Origin of the sequence: Nocardia sp. NRRL S-836 (assembly GCF_001279525.1) — a bacterium.
In the GTDB taxonomy this organism is placed as follows: domain Bacteria; phylum Actinomycetota; class Actinomycetes; order Mycobacteriales; family Pseudonocardiaceae; genus Lentzea.
Map to the genome: position 1 here is coordinate 207659 of NZ_LGDY01000114.1, position 18191 is coordinate 225849.

Genomic DNA, 18191 nt, shown 5'->3' on the forward strand with positions numbered 1-18191 from the left:
TCCGTACTGTCGGGGTGGTGCGCACACGGCTGGCTGTTCACGGTGCGGTGTCCGCGGCGCTGGCCGGGTGTAGCGACCGGGAGCTCGGCGACCTGCTCGGCGCGGGCACGCGGCTGGGGTCCGGGATCGGCGGGACGGCCGTGCTGGTGCACGTCGGCGGCACGCCGGTGTTCGTCAAGCGGGTGCCGCTGACCGAGCTGGAGCTGCGGCCGGAGCACGTCCGGTCCACCGCGAACCTCTTCGGGATGCCGTCCCCCTGCCACTTCGGTGTCGGGCTCGTCGGCGGGCCGGGCTTCGGGGCGTGGCGGGAGCTGGCGGTGCACGCGATGACGACGGACTGGGTGCTCGCCGGTGACCACGCGGGCTTCCCGCTGACCTACCACTGGCGGGTGCTGCCGCATCCGGGCCAGTCGCCGCCCGAGGAACTGGCCGACGTGGAGCACGCGATCGCCTACTGGGGCGGCGGCGCGGGGATCCGGCGGCGGATCGAGGCGTTGCGCGACTCGACGGCCAGCATCGCGGTGTTCCTGGAGCACTTCCCGCACACCCTGCACGACTGGCTGGACACCCAGGTCGCGGCGGGCGACGAGGCCCTCGACCGGGCGTGCGCCATGGTCGAGACGCAGCTGCACGCCGGCACGTCGTTCATGAACGCGCACGGCCTCCTGCACTTCGACGGCCACTTCCAGAACATCCTCACCGACGGCGACCGGCTGTACTTCGCGGACTACGGCCTGGCGATCTCCTCCCGGTTCGACCTGGCAGCGGACGAGGCCTCATTCTTCGCCGGGCACCGGTCCTACGACCGCTGCTACACGGTCACGCACCTCGTGCTCTGGCTCATCGCCGCCCGGTACGGGTACCGCGGGGACGAGCACCGGGCGTTCCTGCGCGCGTGTGCCCAGGGCGAGCCGCCGCCGGGGGTGCCGCCGGGGGTCGCGGCGGTGCTGACCCGGCACGCCCCGGTCGCCGAGGTGATGACGGGGTTCTACCGGCGGTTCCGCGAGGAGAGCAGGCTGACGCCGTACCCGGCGGCGGCTGGCTCAGCGCTGTTGCATAGCGTCGAGGACGCGGGCGAGCTCCAGGCGTGACGACACGTGCAGCTTCGCGTAGATGCGGGACAGGTAGACCTCGATCGTGCGCGGGCTGTAGTGCAGTGCGGCGGCGATGTCCCGGTTGCGCATGCCCTGCTGGACGAGCCTGGCGACGTTCTCCTCGGCCTCGGTCAGCAGGCCCGGTGCCTTCGACCGCGCCCGCGGCACCTTGGCCCCCAGGGCGCGCAACCGGTTGCCCGCCTGGCGGCGCAGGCCGTGGGCGCCGAGCCGCTGGAAGGTCGTGTAGGCCTCGACGAGCGCCGGTACCTCGTCGTCCGCCAGCTCGCCGAGCACGAGCTGGGCGCGGGCCTTCTCGAACTCCAGCCCGCCCAGCGCGGCCTCGGACACGGCCTCCCGCACCGGGTGCACGTCCCGGCGCACCAGCCCGGTGACCCGCAGGACCGTCGTGCGCGACCACGGCGACACCCGTGCCGGCGAGACCGCGGCGAGCCGGTCGAGCGCCGCCTCCGCATCGGCCGCGCGGCCGCGGTCGAGGTCCAGCTCGATCGCGCGGGCGACCAGGACGCAGGAGTAGGGGGCCTCCAGCCGGTCGCCGACGCCGGACGTGAGCAGGTCGTGCGCCTGGTCGACGGCACCCCGGGCGATCAGGTGCTCGGCGAGCGCGAGGGCGTGCAGGCGGGAGATGTTCACCGACGCCGGGGCGGGCAACGCGGCCAGCCGCGCGGCCACGTCCAGCTCACCGCGCCACGTGCGGATCGACAGCTCGACCGCCCGCAGGACCCCGATCGCCTGGTCGGCCTGGGCGGCCTCGACGTCGGGCCGCCACCGGGCGATGCCGTCCAGTGCCGCATCCCAGCGGCCGCCCAGCCAGTCCAGCACCACGCGCGACGAGGCCCGTTCGGCGCGGAAACCGTGCGAACCCACCTGGTCGACCAGCTCCTCCGCCCGCCGCAGCCGCCACCCGGCGTCGTGCACCAGCCCGGCCAGCGCGCTGATCGACGCGCACACCGACAACGCCTGCAGCTCCAGCATCGGCTGGCCGTCGCTGCACGCCAGCGCGCGGTTCGCGTACTCGACGCTCTCGTCGTGGCGGAACAGCAGCGAGGTCAGCATCGCGAGGTGCTCGTTGACGATCACGCCCTCGTTCGGCGACCCCATCGGCAACGCCTCGACCCGCGCGACCTCGGCCGCCGCCGCGTCGTGCCGGCCGGTGTAGACGAGCAGCACCGCGCGTTGCGCCCGCAGCGACGCGGGCACGTCCGCACCGGCCACCTCGCGGTCGGCCAGCTCCACCGCCTCGGCCGTGCGCCCCACCGAGAACAGCGAGGAGATCACGGCGGTGACGACGCGGGCACGTTCCTGACCGGCGGGCAGCCACCGCAGCGCGGCCAGGCCGGGCTCGATCGCGAGCGCCGGGCGGGAGGCACGCGCGAGCACCCGGCACTGCAGCGCGAGCAGCTCGGCGCGTTCGGGTGCGTTGCGCGGCAACAACTGCAGCGCCCGGCCGCACAACGCGGCCGCGGTCTCCGGCGCCGTGGACCGCGCGAGGGCGGCCGCCTCGGCGAGCACGCCCACCGCCACCCGGTCGCCCGGCGCCGCGGACTCGGCCAGGTGCCAGGCGAGCTGCAGCAGGTCGACGGGCAACCCCTGCGCGCGGTCGTCCAGCAACCGCGCGGAGATCAGGCTGTGCAGGTGACGGCGCTGCGCGGGGCCGACCTCGTGGTAGAGCGCCTCCCCGACCAGCGCGTGCGAGAACCGGTAGCCGCGTTCGTCGTCGTGCACCACGATGTGCGCCCGCAGCAGCGCGTCGAACGCCTCGACCACCGTGTGCTCGGGCAGCGACGCAACCCGTGCCAGCAAAGGGATCTGGTCGAGCCGCACGCGCCGGAACACCGACACGGCCCGCGCGACCAGCCGCGTGTCGTTCTCCAGCGGCGCCACCCGGCGGAGCACCGCTTCACGGCGGGTCAGCCGGATCGCGTCCGGCGACACCGCGAGCCGCGCACGCCCGCCGTCGAGCGTCACCAGGTCGAGCTCCCGCAGCGAACGCGCGATCTCCGTGACGAAGAACGGGTTGCCGTCGGAACGCTGGTGCACCTCACGGGCGAGCGCCTCGTCGACCGGCGTCCGCAGCACCGCCTCCACGATCCGCGCGACATCCGCACCCGACAGCGGCGCGAGCTCGACGCGCACGACCTCCGCGTGCTGCTCGACCCGGTCCAGCAGGTGCTCGGCCCCCGGTTCGCTGACGGGGGACCGGCTCGCGGTGACCAGCACCAGCGGCGCCGCGGACACCCGCCGCAACACCAGCCCCAGCAACGCGAGCGAGTCGTCGTCCACGTGGTCGAGGTCATCGACGAGCAACGCCGCCGGCCGCGCCGCCGTGAGCCCGGTCAGCAACCGCACCACCTGGTCGCACGCCCGCCCGAACCACGCACCGGAGTCGTCGCTGCCGGAGAACTCCAACGCCGCCAACGCCTCCGCGCGCACCCGGTCCACCGGCGCCGGGAGACTCCGGATCGCCGCCACCACCGCGCCGTACGGGATGCGCTTGCCCAGCACGTCCGACGCCGACTCCAGCACCGCGCAGTCACGGGCGCGGAGGGTGCGGGCGATTTCGGTCAGGAGGCTGGTTTTGCCGATGCCCGGTTCGCCGGTGATCTGGATGGAGATCAGGCCGGTGGCGGGGGCTTGGTCGACGCAGGTCAGGACGGTGTGGAGTTCTGGGGTGCGGCCGAAGAAGCGGGGTGGGGTGTCGACGGTGACTGCCCTCCCTCGCTTTGGTGGTACCGGGCAGTAGTGTTCCACGGGGGTGGGGTGGGTCCGTTTGCCTGTCGCCTTGGCACCGGGGTTGGGTTGCGTCCGTGAGCGATCACCTTGACACCGGGGTTGGTCAGGCAGTGACGACGTTCGGGGTTCATCGCCGCTTCGCGACGATCGCGATTGGGGCTTGATACCACTACCCGTCAAGGGAAGGCAGAAACGCCTCGCTTCGCTCGACGGGTGCGGAAAGCCTGAAGTGAGGGAGATTCGTCTCGCTTCGCTCGATAGGCGAGCACCTGCCTGAGGTCAGGGAGAGACGTCTCGCTTCGCTCCATTGCCCTGCGAGGTACGAGGCCTGGCCCGGCCACGTGCGGCTCCGCCTCCCTGCCTGTCTGGCTCCTCCCTCGCACCGAGCACGCCCGCCCGACGCGCCGCGTCGCAACGGAGGCGGGTGGTCGGCGGGTGGGGTAGGAAGAGGTATGGATCCGGTCAAGGCGTTGAAGCAGGTGGCGTTCCACCTCGAACGAGCGGGCGAGCCGACCTACCGCGTCCAGGCCTTCCGCAACGCGGCCGCCGTCCTCGCCGGGTTGGCGCCGGAGGACGTCGAGAAGCGGGCCGAGCTCGGCACGTTGACGGATCTCAAGGGAGTCGGCAAGTCGACCGCCGGTGTGGTCGTGGACGCGCTGGCTGACCGGGAGCCGCAGTACCTCGCGAAGCTCCGGCACGTGGAGATCACCGGGGGCGAGGAGTTGCGCGCGCGGCTCAAAGGGGATTGTCACGTGCATTCGGACTGGTCCGACGGGGGCAGTCCGATCAGGGACATGGCGGAGGCGGCGCGGGACCTCGGGCACGAGTGGATGGTGCTGACCGACCACTCGCCGCGGTTGACCGTCGCCAACGGGCTGTCGCGGGAGCGGTTGGTGAAGCAGCTCGACGTCGTGGCGGAGCTGAACGTGGAGCTGGCGCCGTTCCTCGTGCTCACCGGCATCGAGGTCGACATCCTCGACGACGGGTCGCTGGACCAGGACGACGACCTGTTGGAGCGGTTGGACGTCGTGGTCGCGAGTGTCCACTCGAAGTTGAAGATGCCGCGGGCCGAGATGACCGAGCGCATGGTCACGGCGGTGGCGAACCCGCACGTCGACATCCTCGGGCACTGCACCGGGCGGCTCGTCGTCGGCAAGGGGCGGCCCGAGTCGCAGTTCGACGCGGAGCGGGTTTTCGAGGCGTGTGCGGAGTACGGCACCGCTGTGGAGATCAACTCACGGCCTGAGCGCCTCGATCCGCCGCGCAGGTTGCTGTCGTTGGCGGTGGATGCCGGGTGCACGTTCTCGATCGACAGCGACGCGCACGCGCCCGGTCAGCTGGACTGGCTGAACTACGGTTGCGCGCGGGCGGAGGAGTGCGGGGTGACGGCCGACCTGGTGATCAACACCCGGCCGGCGGCTCGGCTGCTGGCCGGGTGAGGTGTTCGTACCACGACACCAGCGGGCCGGTGTCGGCCAGTGCACGGGCCAGGGCCGCCCGGCACAGGTCGCGGACCGGGGCCGGGTTCCAGGCGCGGAGAAGTTCCGACAGGTCGCCCAGCCGGCCCAGCGCGTAGCGCTCCAGGCCGGTGCAGATCGGCACGACCGTCCCGTCCGCGAGCACCACCAGCGGGTCCACCCGCACGAACGCCTGCGGGTCGGCGCGCAGCAGGGCGGCCGACGTCACGTCGAACTGGACCTCCACCGCGTCGTCCTCGGCGACCCGGTTGAGCTCGACGGCCGCGTGGACGAGGGTGACGCGGTCCAGCCCGTGCGGGCGCACCCGCACCTTGCGCGCTCCGGCGCCGACGGCCTCGGCCGCCATCGTGCGCAGCGATGTCACGTTGTCGGGCACCAGGTCGATCAGCACCGTCACCCGGTAGCCGTCGGCAGCGCAGCGGCCCACGTCGTCCAGCCCGACCACGAGCTCGGCTCCCGGCACCGCGGCGAGCCAGCGAGGGTCGCGGACCTCGACTCCCATACCGGGAAGGAACCGCCGTTCGGACGAGAGATACACCCGCAGGGCTCAGCGGGCCATCCGGTTCGGTGAACGTGGTGGTGACTGCCCGACATCGGCAACGCGGGCCGCGGCGCGGGCGGCCGTGAGGTCACCGTCAACGTCGTTCTTCCCGCGTTCACCCTTTGGCCCTCGTACGATCATCAGCCACCGATGCACCGCGCTCTACCCTTCGCGACGGCCCATGTCCGCCAACAAGGAAGTGCGCCGGCATGTCACGTCGCAGGGCTCCACTGGCCGTGCTCGCCACGGTCGTCGTCACGGCGGCAACGATCACCGCCTCCACCTCAGCGCAAGCAGCCACCACCACGTTCACCGCCACCGCGGACACGTACGTGGACAACGGATCCACCGGCACGAACTACGGCACGTCCGGTCAGCTCGGCGTGGACAACGCGCCGGTCAAGCGGACGTTCCTGAAGTTCGTGGTGTCCGGCCTCACCGAGACGGTCAGCAGCGTCAAGCTGCGCGTCCACACCGACGACGTCTCCGGTGCGGAGAGTCCGAGCGGTGGCACGGTCCGGGCGATGAGCGACACCAGCTGGTCCGAGACCGGTGTCACCTGGAACGCCCAGCCGGGTGTCGACGGTGCCACGCTCGGGTCGCTCGGCTCGGTCAGCCGCAACGCCTGGTACGAGGTCGACGTCACCGGTCTCGTCACGGGCAACGGCACGTTCGCCGTCGCGGTCACGTCGAGCAGCTCCGACGGTGCCGACTTCGACTCGCGGGAGTCCGGTGCCACCACGGCGCCGCGGCTCGTGGTCACCACCGGCACGCCGCCGGCCACCGGGGACCCGGTGTTCGTCGGCGCCGGTGACATCGCGGACTCCGGTACCGGGGACAGCGCGACCGCCGCGTTGCTCGACACCATCCAGGGCACCGTCTGGACGACCGGGGACAACGTGTACCCGGACGGGACGTTGTCGCAGTTCAACTCCTACTACGAGCCCACGTGGGGGCGACACAAGGCGCGCACGCGGCCTTCGCCGGGCAACCACGACTACAACACCAGTGGCGCCTCGGGCTACTACAGCTACTTCGGGTCGCTCGCCGGGCCGTCGGGGCAGGGGTACTACTCCTACGACATCGGCAACTGGCACATCGTGTCGCTCAACTCCAACATCACCATGTCCGCGGGCAGCGCGCAGGAGCAGTGGCTGCGGCAGGACCTGGCGGCGAGCACGAAGCCGTGCACCGCGGCGTACTGGCACCACCCGCTGTTCACCAGTGGTGCCAACCACGCGCCGTCGACGGCGACCAAGCCGTTGTTCCAGGCGTTGTACGACTACAACGCGGACGTGGTGCTGTTCGGCCACAACCACCAGTACGAGCGGTTCGCCCCGCAGAACCCGAGTGGCGGGCTGGACACGGCGCGCGGCATCAGGACGTTCGTCGCGGGCATGGGCGGTGCGGGGGCCTACGGGTTCGGCACGATCAAGCCGAACAGCGAGGCGCGCAACACCGGTACCCGCGGCGTGCTGAAGCTGACGTTGCACAGCAACAGCTTCGACTGGCAGTTCGTGCCCGAGTCGGGCAAGACCTACGCCGACAGCGGCACCACGAACTGCCACTGACGCACGCCACGGGCTGACCGGCTGGAGGCCGACGTGTACCTGTCCACAGTAGACCGACCGAAGGCAGCGAGCTGGAAGGGGCTGAGCGGCAACGTCTTCGCGCTCGGCACGGTCAGCCTGATCACCGACGTCTCGTCGGAGATGGTGGCCGCCGTCCTGCCGCTGTACCTGGTCGTCGGCCTCCAGCTCAGCCCGGCGGCGTACGGGCTGGTCGACGGCGTCTACACCGGCGCCACCACGCTGCTCCGGCTGGCCGGGGGCTACCTCGCCGACCGGACCAGGAAGCGCAAGGCCGTCGCGGGGCTCGGGTACGGGCTCTCCGCGGTGGCGAAGCTCGGGCTGCTGGCCGTGGGCAGCTCCACGGCCGCGCTCGGGCTGGTGATCACCGCCGACCGCGCGGGCAAGGGGCTGCGCACGGCACCGCGTGACGCCCTGATCACGTTGTCCACGACCGGCGCCGACCTCGGCCGGGCGTTCGGCGTGCACCGGGCGATGGACGGCATCGGCGCGTTCGCCGGGCCGCTCGTCGCCATGGCGGTGCTCGCCGCGTCGGCCCAGTCGTTCGACGCGGTGTTCATGACCAGCTTCTGCGTGGCCGCGTTCGGCGTGCTGGTGCTGGTGCTCTACGTGCGCGACCGGCCGGAACCGGTGCAGCGCAGGGAACCCCTCCGGCTGGCCCTGCTGAGGGACCCGGCCGTGCGGAGGATCGTCGCCGGAGCCGCGCTGCTCGGTCTGGTCACCATCGGCGACGGGTTCGTGTACCTGTTGCTGCAGAAGCGGGAGGGGCTGGCGTTCGGCTGGTTCCCGCTGCTCGCGGTCGGCACCAGCCTGGTCTACCTGCTGCTCGCCGCTCCCCTGGGCGCGCTCGCCGACCGGGTCGGGCGGCTGCCGGTGATGCTGTCCGGCTACGGCGCGCTGACCGTCGTCTACCTGCTGCTCTTCGGACCGCTCGGCGGCTGGCCGCTGCTCGTGCTGGTCGTGCTGCTGTACGGCGTCTTCTACGCGGCCACCGACGGCGTGCTGATGGCGCTCGCCGGTCCGGTGCTGCCGGAGTCGCTGCGCACCACCGGTATCGCGTTGATCCAAAGTGGACAGGCGCTGGCCTACCTGGGTTCGTCGGTGCTGTTCGGCCTGGGCTGGCAGTTCCTCGGACCGGAGGCCGCCACCAGGATCGCCGCCCTCGCCGTGGTGCTCGCACTGGCCGCCACCGCCGCCCTGCTCGGAAGGAAGGTGCGCGCGTGAAGCACCGGTTGCTCGTCACCGTGGTCGCCGCCGTGCTGCTGGCCGGCGTCGCGATCGGGTACACCGCGCTGTCCTCGTCCACCGGTGAGGCGGCGGACTCCGTCCCGGTCGGTGGTGGTCCGCGGCTGCTGGTGCTCGACAACGGCCGGCTCGCCACCGTGTCGCGCGCCGACCCGGCCGGGCCCAGGGAGGTCACGGCGCAGCGTTGCGACCGCGTCTACGGCGCCGGTGGCACGATCTCCTGCCTGCGGCCGGTCGGTGCGCTCAAGGCCGGTGAGCTGGCGGTGCTGGACGCGGGCCTGAACGAGCTGCGGACCGTCCCGCTGACCGGGTTCCCCAACCGCACCCGCGTCTCAGCGAGCGGCCGGATGGTGGCCTGGACGTTGTTCGTCGACGGCCACTCCTACGCCGCCAACGGGTTCTCGACGAGCACGGGCATCCTGGACACGAAGACCGGGACGCTCGTGCGGTCGCTGGAGGAGCTCTCCATCGAGGGCATGGCCCCGCTGCCCCCGGACGCGAACTTCTGGGGCGTCACGTTCGCCGCCGACGACAACCGCTTCTACGCCACCATGTCGACCGGCGGCCACCGCTACCTCATCGAGGGCGACCTCGCGGCCCGCAAGGCCCGCACGCTGGTGGACAACGTCGAATGCCCGTCGCTGTCGCCCGACGGCACCCGGATCGCCCACAAGGCCGCGGTCGACGGCGACCCGCAACGCGGCTGGCGCGTCTCCGTGCTCGACCTCGCGACCGGACGGGTCACGCCGCTGGCGGAGACCCGCAGCGTCGACGACCAGCCGGCCTGGCTCGACGACCGCACGGTCGGCTACGGCATCCAGCGCGACGACGGGACCAACGACGTGTGGGCCGTTCCCGCGGACGGCAGCGGTACCGCGCAGGTGCTGGTGCCCTAGGCCGGCTCACCCGCGCCCTGGTGACCGCCCCGCGGACCCGATCGGCTGCCCCGGCGGGCGGTCAGACCGGCAGCGGCCTCATCCGGTCCGGCATGTGCGCCCGCAGCGCGTCGTGCAGCAGCGCCACCTCGGCGGCGGCCAGCAGCACCGACCCCGTCGCGCACGCCAGTTCGGCCTCTCCGGTCCGCTGGTCGGGCACGTAGGTCAGCGCCACGTCCGGCACCGAACACGACTCGGCTTCGCGAATCGCGGCCAACAGCTCCGACACCCGCTCGTACCCCAGTCGCGCGCTCCAGCGCAGCGCGGCCGGGGGACGGACGAACAACCGGAGGCCTCCAGCAGCACGGCGAACCTCCACGCACGTCAACACCGCCGCAACCTCCTAGCACCCCTGCTCACGGCGAGATTAACGATTCTTCCAGCGCGCAAAGGACCGCTGTCACCCGTTCGGTTCAGTGGCGGCAGGGCTTCCCGAACGGGCGCTCCTCCGCCGTCGCACCGGCGACCAAGCCCTCCACCAGCGCACCTGCGGCCGGAGCGGCGTCGCCGGGCCGGTGGGCGGGGATCCGGCGGAACAGGGCATCCCGCGCAGAAGCGGAGAAACCACTTGCACCCGAACGAAGCATGCCCCACGAGCGGCCGCATACGAGCGGTATGCGGCACCCAGGACCTGGACCGCGGTCGGTGCGGGTGAGTCACGGCGCGTACCAGGCGCGCGATCCAGCACGCAGCGTGACTGTCCATTGCGGACTCATCCGGATGTGTAGGTCCGCGTTCGACGGGTAACCACTGGTCGACCACAAGTGATCACAACGATGATGAGGAGGTTTCGTGACCACCATTGAGAAGTCGGTGGACGTCCACGTGCCGGTGAGCACCGCGTACAACCAGTGGACCCAGTTCGAATCCTTCCCGGCGTTCATGGACGGCGTCGAGAAGATCGACCAGGTCACGCCGACCAGGACCCACTGGACCACGAAGATCGGTGGTGTCGTCCGCGAGTTCGACGCGGAGATCACCGAGCAGCACCCCGACGAGCGCGTCGCCTGGACCGCTGTCGAGGGCACGCCGCAGGCCGGTGTGGTCACGTTCCACCGGATCGACAACGACACGACTCGGGTGCACGTCCAGATGGAGTTCACGCCCGAGACCATCACCGAGAAGGCGGGCGCCGCACTCGGCGTCGTCGGCCACCGCGTGGAGGGCGACCTCAAGCGGTTCAAGGAGTTCATCGAGAACCGCGGTGTCGAGACCGGAGCGTGGCGGGGCGACGTCACGCCGCCGCCCCAGGTCTGATCGTGGTGCCCGTTGACGCCGGACCAGCACGCGGCGTTCGAGGAGCTCGCCCGCACCGCACGTGACTCGCCGCGCTACCACGCGCTGCGCGACCGCTTGGTGCGCGAGTACCTCCCGCTCGCACGACACATCGCCCGCCGCTTCAGCGAACGCGGCGAGCCGATGGAGGACCTCGCCCAGGTGGCGGCGGTCGGACTGATCAACGCCATCGACCGGTTCGACGTGGAGCGGCAGACGGACTTCCTGTCCTACGCCGTGCCCACGATCACCGGCGAGGTCCGCCGCCACTTCCGCGACCAGTGCTGGGCCGTGCGCGTGCCCAGGCGCCTGAAGGAGCTGTGCGACGCGATCGACGGTGCCACCGCCGAGCTGTCGCACCGCTCCGGGCGGTCTCCGACCCCGTCGGAGATCGCCCGGCACCTGGGCATCGCGCTCACCGACGTCTACGAGGGCCTGCGGGTCGAGAAGAACGTCGCCTTCGCGCCGCTCGACGCGCTGGAGGACAACACCGTCGACGACCCGGCGCTCGAAGGCGTCGAGATCCACGAGGCCCTGCAGCCGATGCTGCGGGGCCTTCCCCGTCGCGAACGCACGATCGTGGTGCTGCGGTTCTTCGGCCGGCTCACCCAGACGGAGATCGCCCGCCGGGTCGGCGTCTCCCAGATGCACGTGTCACGGCTGCTGACGAAGTCGCTGGAGCAGCTGCGCACCGGCCTGCTGGCCGAGGAGTGACGTGAGCGAGCGGGAACGCCCGGCACTGGTGATACTGAGGGCATGAACCGGTTGCGGTGGCCCCAGAAGCTCGCGATCGGCACCGGGGTGTTGCTCGCGCTCTGGGGCGCGGCCGGCTTCCTCGTCACCGGCTTCTCCGGGTTCGCGGCCGAGTCGGACACCTGGCTGCTCTGGCTGCGGGTCAACCCGCTGCAGAACGTGCTGCACCTCGTCTTCGGCGTCCCGCTGCTGCTCGCGTTGGGCAACCTCAGGGCGCTCGGCAACGTGGCGCTGCTGGTGGCAGCGGCACTGCTGGTGACGTTCGGCCTGGGCATGGCGCGCTACGACGACCAGGTCGTGAACGTGCTCAACGTCAACCCCGGCAGCAACGTGCTGCACCTGCTGGCCGGGTTCGCCGCACTGGCGGTGGCGCAGGGCGCCGTCTGGTGCCGCCAGTGCGACCGCGCCTCAGCGCTCAAGTCGTCCTGAGCAACCGCAGCACCGCCCGTTCCGGGTCACCGCCGCCGATCACCCGGCCGTTCTCGAACGACTCCACCAGCCGCGGGTCCACGTAGGACTTCCGCGCCACCGCCGGGGTGTTGCCCAGGTGCTCGGCCACGTCCTTCATCACCGCGCTGATCGCCCGCTTGGTGGGCTTGCCGCGCTCTTGCAGCGCCGCGGAGAACGCCTTCGCCGCGGCCACCGTGGCGTGCCAGGTCCGCAGGTCCTTGACCGTGAACTCGTCGCCGACCAGCTCGCGGAACCGCTCGTTCACGTCGTAGGCGGTCATGTCGAAGACCCGGCAGTCCGGCGTGCGGTCCTTGAGCAGCGTGCGGACGGCACGGGCCAGCTGCGGGTCGGTGATCTCCTCGTCGACCTGCACGCCGTGCTTCGCGGGGAAGCGGAACCTGACCCGGTCGCCGCGCACGCTCAGGTGCTCGCACAGCAGGGTCGCCACGCCGTGGCTGCCGTTCTCCTCCACGTACTCCTCGTGACCGACGCGGAAGACGCCGAGGTCGAGCATGCGCAGCGCGATGGCGAGCAACCGGGTGCGGCCGCGCTTCTTCATGTCGGCGACGATCTGCGCGCGGAACTTCGGCAGCCTCGGCGCCAGCCGCAGGACGCGGTCGAACTTCTCCGCGTCCCGGTTCGTCCGCCACTGCTCGTGGTAGAGGTACTGGCGCCGGCCCGCGTCGTCCACACCGATCGCCTGGATGTGCCCGTTGGGGTGCGGGCTGATCCACACGTCCCGCCACGCGGGCGGGATGACCAGGGCTTTCACCCTCGCGATCTCGTCCGGCCCGAGCGGCTCGCCGGCGGTGGTCGCGTAGCGGAAACCCTTGCCGTGCCGGCGGCGCGTCCAGCCCGGACCTGCGGTGTTGCTGCGGCGGAGTCTCAACTGGACACCTCGTGGTTGATCAGCATGGGATGCGGGTACCCGCTCGCCGATGAAAGATGACTACACGGTCGGTGTGGAACAGGAGTTCCTCCTCGTCGACCCCGGGACGCGGCGGCCCGTGGCACTCGCGCCCCAGGTCAGGGAGCTGTCCCGCGCGCCGGGGGACCTCGACGTGCAGGGCGAGCTGACGCCGTTCCAGATCGAGGTCGCGACCGGCGTGTGCCACACCTCCGCCGAGCTCGACGAGCAGGTCCGCGCGGCCAGGCGGGTCCTCGTGCGGGCCGCCGACGAGGCCGGGTGCCGGCTGGTGGCCACGGGCATGCCGCCGATCGGCAAGGCCGGTCCCCCACCCGGAACGGACGACCCCCGGTATCACCGGATCGAGTACTCCCACCGCAGGCTGGTGATCGGGCAGGGCGCGTGCGGGCTGCACGTGCACGTGGGCGTGCCGTCGAAGGCGGCGGCGCTGGAGGCGTCCAACAGGCTGCGGACCTGGCTGCCGACGCTGCTCGCGCTGAGCGCGAACTCCCCGTACCAGGACGGTGAGGAGACCGGGTACGCGAGCTGGCGGTCCATGGTGTGGTCGCGGTGGCCGATCAGCGGGCCGCCGCCGGTGTGGCAGGGGCCCGAGCACTACGACCGGACCGTCGAGGCGGTCATCGCGACCGAGGCGCTGATCGACCGGGCGATGGTGTACTGGGACGTCCGCCCGTCGGCCGGTCATCCGACCGTCGAGGTGCGCGTGGCGGACATCCCGCTGCTGGCAACGGAAGTCGTCGTGCTCGCGGAGCTGATCGGCGCCCTCGTGGCGGCCGGGCCCTCCGAACAGCGGGTGGACGACGCCGTGCTGAGGGCGGCATATTGGCGGGCGTCACGCGACGGCATCGACGGCCTGGCCGCCGACCCGTGCACCGGACAGCTCTCCCCCGCGTTCGACCGGGCGGTGGCGCTCGTCGAGCACGTGGCACCCGTGCTGCGCGAACGCGGCACCCTGTCTACTGTGGAGCGGCACATTGACTGGTTGCGCCACAACGGCTCCGGTGCCGCACGTCAGCGTCGCTGCCAGGACCCCGAGTCCCTTGTGGACATGCTGATCGCCCGAACGCGTGAGGACACCTGATGCGCCTGCCTGCTCCCCGCGGCCACATGAGCGCCGCGCTGGTCGCCGCGCTCCGCTCGGCACCGCTGCCGCGGCCCGCGCTGCTCGTCAGCGGCGGCACCAGGGAGACCTGCGCGGACGACGACCTGCAGCTGTCGCTGTGGATCTGCTACCGGCTGCGGACGCGCGGCTTCGACGACGTGCACCCCGCCTGGGACGACCACCCGGCGCTGGCCCAGTTCCAGGGCGCGCTGGAAGCCCGCTGGGAGCAGGGGCTGCGCGCGCTGGAGGAGACCACGCCCGCGGTGCCGCTGGACGACGCCGCCCGGGCCGAGCTGCGCGAGCACCAGGCGTTCTGGCACCCGCGCCGGGAGATGCGCTCGGCGCTGCGCGACATCCACGGCGACGCCTACGGTTCCCGTGACGAACGCACGCACTCCGTGCTGTTCACCGTGACCCTCCGCGACCTGGACTGCGCCACGAGCGTCGACGAGATGCCCGCGCAGACCCTGGCGCTGGCCAACGCGCTGAGCCTGTTCGGCATGCACCAGCGGCTCGTCGGTGCCCTGGTGGGCTTCCTGACCGCCGTCGACACGATCGGCGGCGACCCGTTCGCCCAGCTGCTGCCCGTCCAGTGCCCGCCGGACGACGTGCGCCTGGGCTTCACGGTCTGCCACGAACTGCACGCCCGGCTCGTGCGGCACGTGCACGCCGCCTGTGAGGCAGGCCGCTCTTCGCTGAGGGGACGGTGGCTGGTCACCCAGGCCCGCGTTAACGTGGGATGCTGAACGCCGCGAAAGGAGCCAGCGTGCCCGACCCCACCACACTCGCCACCGTGGTCGTCGACCGGATCTCATCCGACGTCGTCGTGCTGCACGTGTCCGGGGAGCTCGACACCACCAGTTCCAGCGAGCTGACCGCACCCCTCGACACGCACGTGGTGGAGGCGAACCGGGCCGTCGTCGTCGACCTCGGCGGAGTCCGCTTCCTCGGCTCGGCCGGTCTCGAGGCCCTCGTGCTCGGCCAGCAGCGCGCCGGCCGCACCGGTGTCGAGTTCGTCCTCGTCGCGTCGACGCGTGCGGCGCTGCGGCCGATCGAGGCGACCGGCCTCGACACGGTCTTCACGATCCTGCGGTCGATGGACGAGGCGGTCGACCGCTACTCGGGCTGATCCAGGCCCGTTGCGCGGAACGTGATCGGACGCACCTCAGGCCGGGCCCGTCGGCCCGGCCTGAGCCGTGCGCACAGGTGTTCCCCGAGGTCAGTCCTGCCCGATGTCCTCGAACCACAGCTCGGGCCGCTCGGCGATGAACGCCGTCATCATCTCGATGCACGCGGGGTCCTCGACGACCGTGATGCCGACCCCGTGCTCGGCCAGCCAGTCGTGGCCGCCGTGGAACGTCGTGGCCTCGCCGATCAGCACGTGCGAGATGCCGAACTGCCGCACCAGCCCGCTGCAGTACCAGCACGGCGACAGGGTCGTGACCATCGTCGTGCCGCGGTAGCCGCGCTGCCGACCGGCGTTGCGGAAGGCGGAGGTCTCGGCGTGCATCGAGGCGTCGCCGTCCTGGACGCGGCGGTTGTGGCCACGGCCCAGCAGACGGCCGTCGCCGTCGAAGAGCGCCGCGCCGATGGGGATCCCGCCCTCGGCGAGTCCCATCCGCGCCTCTTCGACGGCGACGGCCAGCATGTCGGAAGCAGCGGTCATACCGCCCAAGCTACTTCGTCTTGAACAGTTTCACCGTCATCGACGTGCCGGACTGCTTCGTCACCCGCAGGCCGACGCCGACCGCGGGCAGCTTGACGCCGGCGTTGGGCTGCTCGGCGAACCAGAACTGCCTGGTGTCGTCGAACACCGGCTGGGCCGCCTGCCCGCGGACGTAGGACGCCTTGCCGTTGACGTGCAGCGTGAAGGAGTCCGACTTCTGCAGCGAGAACGGCGCGTCGTAGCCGCCGATCGTGGGTGACCAGCGCTGGCCCTCGATGTTGTAGAGCGGGGCCGGGTTGGCGTCGATCGGCAGGATCAGGCCCTCGCCGGGGTGCTCGCTCACGTTGTTGTCGAGGTACGAGGTGTTCCACAGCGAGACGAGCAGGCCGTCCTGGTACGGGAAGTGCTCCACGAGGTCGGGCTTGTCCGGGAAGCCGTAGCGGTACGGGCCGGTGCGGTTGTACTGGCCGTAGGACTCGTAGGTGCGGTTCGACGCGATGTAGAACTGGTCGAACGCCTTGGTCTCCTTGCCCTCGGTGGTGCGGAACCCGCGGGTGGTCCACGTGCCGGCCGTCTCGGCGCCGTCGGTCAGCACCGGCGTGCCGTCGGCGACGACCGTGATCGCGTCGGCGAAGAAGCCCTGCGGCGCGAACGCCCCGTCGGTGCGGTAGGCGAGCCGCAGCTTGGTGTTCTTGCCGGCGTAGGCGTCCAGCGGCACGGCGACGTCGACCCACTGGCCGGCCGACGAACCGCTGATCGCCGGTGCGTTGCCGGAGTCGCGCACGAACGGCACACCGTTCGCGGTGCCGTCGAGCTGGGTCCAGCTGCCGTCCTCGTTGGACGCTTCGACGTAGAGGTAGTCGTAGTCGGTCTCGACGTCGTAGCGGGCCTTCAGCGACAGCGCCGCCGTGGTCTTGCCGCGCAGGTCCAGCGCGGCGGTCATCGAGTGGTCGAGGTCGTTGCCCTTCTCGCTCCACCACATCCGGCTGCCCTCGAACGGCGCTCCGTAGTCGAACGACTTGGCGATGTCCGGCAGCACGACGACGAGGCCCTGCGCCTTCTTGCTGTTGTACTCGTGCGGGCCGAGCTGGAACGTCCGCTCCTGGCCGGCGACCGCGATCTCGTAGTCGAGCCAGCCGAGCTGCAGCTTGTCCCACGCGGAGAACTCGTTGGGCCGCTCACCGGTCGCCTCGCCGGGCGCGCTCACCCGGTTCTGGCCCATGATCGACCACCAGTTGACGCCGTTCGAGCCGCCGTTGGTGTCGTAGTGGTCGGGCAGGCCGAGGTCGTGACCGAACTCGTGCGCGAACACGCTGACGCCGCCGTTCTCGGGCTGCACGGTGTAGTCGCCGACCCACAGGCCGGTGTCGCCGATGGGCGCGCCGCCGAGCTTGTTCGCGCCGGGACCGGAGTTGTAGTTCTTGAAGGCGTAGCCGCGGTGGCTCCACAGGGCGTCCTCGCCCTGCCACGGGTCGCCGTCGGCCTGGTCACCACCGGCGTGCACGATCTGGAAGTGGTCGATGTAGCCGTCGGGCTCGTTGAAGTCGCCGTCGAAGTCGTAGTCGTAGCGGTCCCAGACGTCGTACTCGCGCAGCGCCGCGGTGATCTGCTCGCTGGTCTGCCCCGCGGCCTTCCGGTCGGCGACCCACTGGGTGACCGCGTCCTTGATCAGCTCACGGGAGTTGTTGCAGATGTTGTCGGCGCACGGGTAGCCGTTGCTGCGGCCGTAACGGGCCTCGTTGTAGCGGACCTTCACCCAGTCCGTGATCAGGCCGTCGACCGTGTAGCGCCCGGAGGACTGCTTGTCGTAGAAGTTCGCGACGGAGTTGGCGCCCTGGGAACGGGAGAAGTACAGGTCCTGGAAGTACTGGCGGCTGAAGTCCGGGCGCCAGATCGTCGTGTTGTCCACGGCCCGGTCCGGCTCGGGGATCTGGTTGCGCAGCGGGCCGTCGAACCGCTGCGGGCCCGGCGTGGCGGGGCTGGTGTCCCGGTCGGGGAAGTCGGGGTGCCGCTCGTTGCCGAACTCCGCGAGGATCACGAAGATCTTGTCGGTCTTCTCCCGCTTCAGCTCGACGTACTGGTCCTTCGACTGCTTCTTGCCGATCTTCGCGACGGTGCTGGCACCGCGCTTCTCCGTCGTCGCCTCGCCGGTCAGCACCTCGGCCAGCGCCTGCTGCTTCAGTGCGCGGCGCTTGAGCTCCAGCTCGTGCGGCTGCTCGTCGCTCTGCTGCCGCACCTGCGCCTCGGGTTGGTCGACCGGTGTGGCGGTGGCCGGCGTGGCCAGGCCCGCCGTGATCACCGCGAGCGCCGCCGCACCCGCCAGAGTTCTTCGCACGTTCGTTCTCCCCTCTCGGAATCCGAGAGGGGACGCTACGTAGGCGTCC

The 18191-nt window shown here is 71.4% G+C and carries 17 protein-coding genes; 11 read left to right on the forward strand and 6 right to left on the reverse strand.

Translation table 11 applies throughout. The annotated features are described in order from the left end of the window. The first annotated feature begins 17 nt into the window (after positions 1–17). Entirely contained in the window at positions 18–1091 is a 1074-nt protein-coding gene (locus ADL03_RS28925) for a protein kinase family protein (RefSeq protein WP_231642375.1), read from the forward strand. Here the strand turns inward: ADL03_RS28925 and ADL03_RS28930 are convergent. Next, positions 1044–3863 carry an AAA family ATPase gene (locus tag ADL03_RS28930; RefSeq protein ID WP_053736711.1) on the reverse strand — a complete coding sequence of 940 codons (2820 nt, stop codon included), beginning with the start codon at positions 3861–3863 and terminating at the stop codon, positions 1044–1046. The two genes, ADL03_RS28925 and ADL03_RS28930, sit on opposite strands and share 48 nt — an antisense overlap. 434 nt (positions 3864–4297) lie before the next feature. Between ADL03_RS28930 and ADL03_RS28935 the strand changes: the two genes are divergently transcribed. Next, entirely contained in the window at positions 4298–5284 is a 987-nt protein-coding gene (locus ADL03_RS28935) for a PHP domain-containing protein (protein ID WP_053736712.1), read from the forward strand. Here ADL03_RS28935 and ADL03_RS28940 read toward each other — a convergent pair. Then, on the reverse strand, positions 5247–5825 hold the full coding sequence (locus tag ADL03_RS28940) for a hypothetical protein (protein ID WP_053736713.1): 579 nt from the start codon (positions 5823–5825) through the stop codon (positions 5247–5249). The genes ADL03_RS28935 and ADL03_RS28940 overlap by 38 nt on opposite strands. Positions 5826–6073: 248 nt before the next feature. Between ADL03_RS28940 and ADL03_RS28945 the strand changes: the two genes are divergently transcribed. From ADL03_RS28945 to ADL03_RS28955, 3 genes are read left to right on the forward strand one after another with little or no spacing between them, the layout of a single operon-like run. After that, positions 6074–7435, forward strand: a complete 1362-nt coding sequence (locus ADL03_RS28945) for a DNRLRE domain-containing protein (RefSeq protein ID WP_053736714.1) — start codon at positions 6074–6076, stop codon at positions 7433–7435. A gap of 33 nt (positions 7436–7468) precedes the next feature. Beyond that, entirely contained in the window at positions 7469–8677 is a 1209-nt protein-coding gene (locus ADL03_RS28950; protein ID WP_053736715.1) for an MFS transporter, read from the forward strand. Continuing rightward, positions 8674–9594, forward strand: a complete 921-nt coding sequence (locus tag ADL03_RS28955; protein WP_053736716.1) for a hypothetical protein — start codon at positions 8674–8676, stop codon at positions 9592–9594. The genes ADL03_RS28950 and ADL03_RS28955 overlap by 4 nt, the downstream gene beginning before the upstream one ends. A 61-nt stretch (positions 9595–9655) precedes the next feature. Here the strand turns inward: ADL03_RS28955 and ADL03_RS28960 are convergent, their stop codons facing one another. After that, positions 9656–9919, reverse strand: coding sequence for a hypothetical protein (locus ADL03_RS28960; RefSeq protein WP_053736717.1), 264 nt, complete (start codon positions 9917–9919; stop codon positions 9656–9658). Between the two features lie 506 nt (positions 9920–10425). On the opposite strand from ADL03_RS28960, the gene ADL03_RS28965 reads away from it, so the two are divergent. Genes ADL03_RS28965 through ADL03_RS28975 form a run of 3 tightly spaced genes read left to right on the forward strand, consistent with a single transcriptional unit; the run spans position 10426 to position 12090 of the window. Beyond that, the gene (locus ADL03_RS28965; RefSeq protein WP_053736718.1) at positions 10426–10890 is read left to right on the forward strand and encodes an SRPBCC family protein; all 465 of its coding nucleotides are present in this window, start codon (positions 10426–10428) and stop codon (positions 10888–10890) included. Between the two features lie 12 nt (positions 10891–10902). After that, complete coding sequence (locus tag ADL03_RS28970; protein ID WP_053736719.1) at positions 10903–11622, forward strand: SigB/SigF/SigG family RNA polymerase sigma factor; 720 nt, start codon at positions 10903–10905, stop codon at positions 11620–11622. Positions 11623–11664: 42 nt separating this feature from the next. Continuing rightward, positions 11665–12090, forward strand: a complete 426-nt coding sequence (locus tag ADL03_RS28975; RefSeq protein WP_053736720.1) for a DUF4383 domain-containing protein — start codon at positions 11665–11667, stop codon at positions 12088–12090. On the opposite strand, the gene ADL03_RS28980 is transcribed toward ADL03_RS28975, so the two are convergent. Further along, positions 12077–13000: a DNA topoisomerase IB gene (locus tag ADL03_RS28980; RefSeq protein WP_053736721.1), complete on the reverse strand. Its 924-nt coding sequence runs from the start codon at positions 12998–13000 to the stop codon at positions 12077–12079. The two genes, ADL03_RS28975 and ADL03_RS28980, sit on opposite strands and share 14 nt — an antisense overlap. Positions 13001–13049: 49 nt before the next feature. Between ADL03_RS28980 and ADL03_RS28985 the strand changes: the two genes are divergently transcribed. From ADL03_RS28985 to ADL03_RS28995, 3 genes are read left to right on the forward strand one after another with little or no spacing between them, the layout of a single operon-like run. Continuing rightward, a complete protein-coding gene (locus tag ADL03_RS28985) occupies positions 13050–14120 on the forward strand; it encodes a glutamate--cysteine ligase (protein WP_053736722.1) in 1071 nt (356 codons plus the stop codon). After that, positions 14120–14887 (forward strand): iron-containing redox enzyme family protein, encoded by a 768-nt coding sequence (locus tag ADL03_RS28990; protein ID WP_082373551.1) that lies wholly within the window; start codon positions 14120–14122, stop codon positions 14885–14887. Before ADL03_RS28985 ends, ADL03_RS28990 begins: the two co-directional genes overlap by 1 nt. 20 nt (positions 14888–14907) lie before the next feature. Continuing rightward, a complete protein-coding gene (locus tag ADL03_RS28995; RefSeq protein WP_197288723.1) occupies positions 14908–15270 on the forward strand; it encodes an STAS domain-containing protein in 363 nt (120 codons plus the stop codon). Positions 15271–15360: 90 nt separating this feature from the next. Here ADL03_RS28995 and ADL03_RS29000 read toward each other — a convergent pair whose 3' ends face one another. Both ADL03_RS29000 and ADL03_RS29005 read right to left on the reverse strand, forming a co-directional pair. Continuing rightward, positions 15361–15807 (reverse strand): nucleoside deaminase, encoded by a 447-nt coding sequence (locus ADL03_RS29000; protein ID WP_053736725.1) that lies wholly within the window; start codon positions 15805–15807, stop codon positions 15361–15363. A gap of 10 nt (positions 15808–15817) precedes the next feature. Continuing rightward, a complete protein-coding gene (locus ADL03_RS29005; protein WP_053736726.1) occupies positions 15818–18142 on the reverse strand; it encodes an immune inhibitor A domain-containing protein in 2325 nt (774 codons plus the stop codon). Positions 18143–18191: the final 49 nt, after the last annotated feature.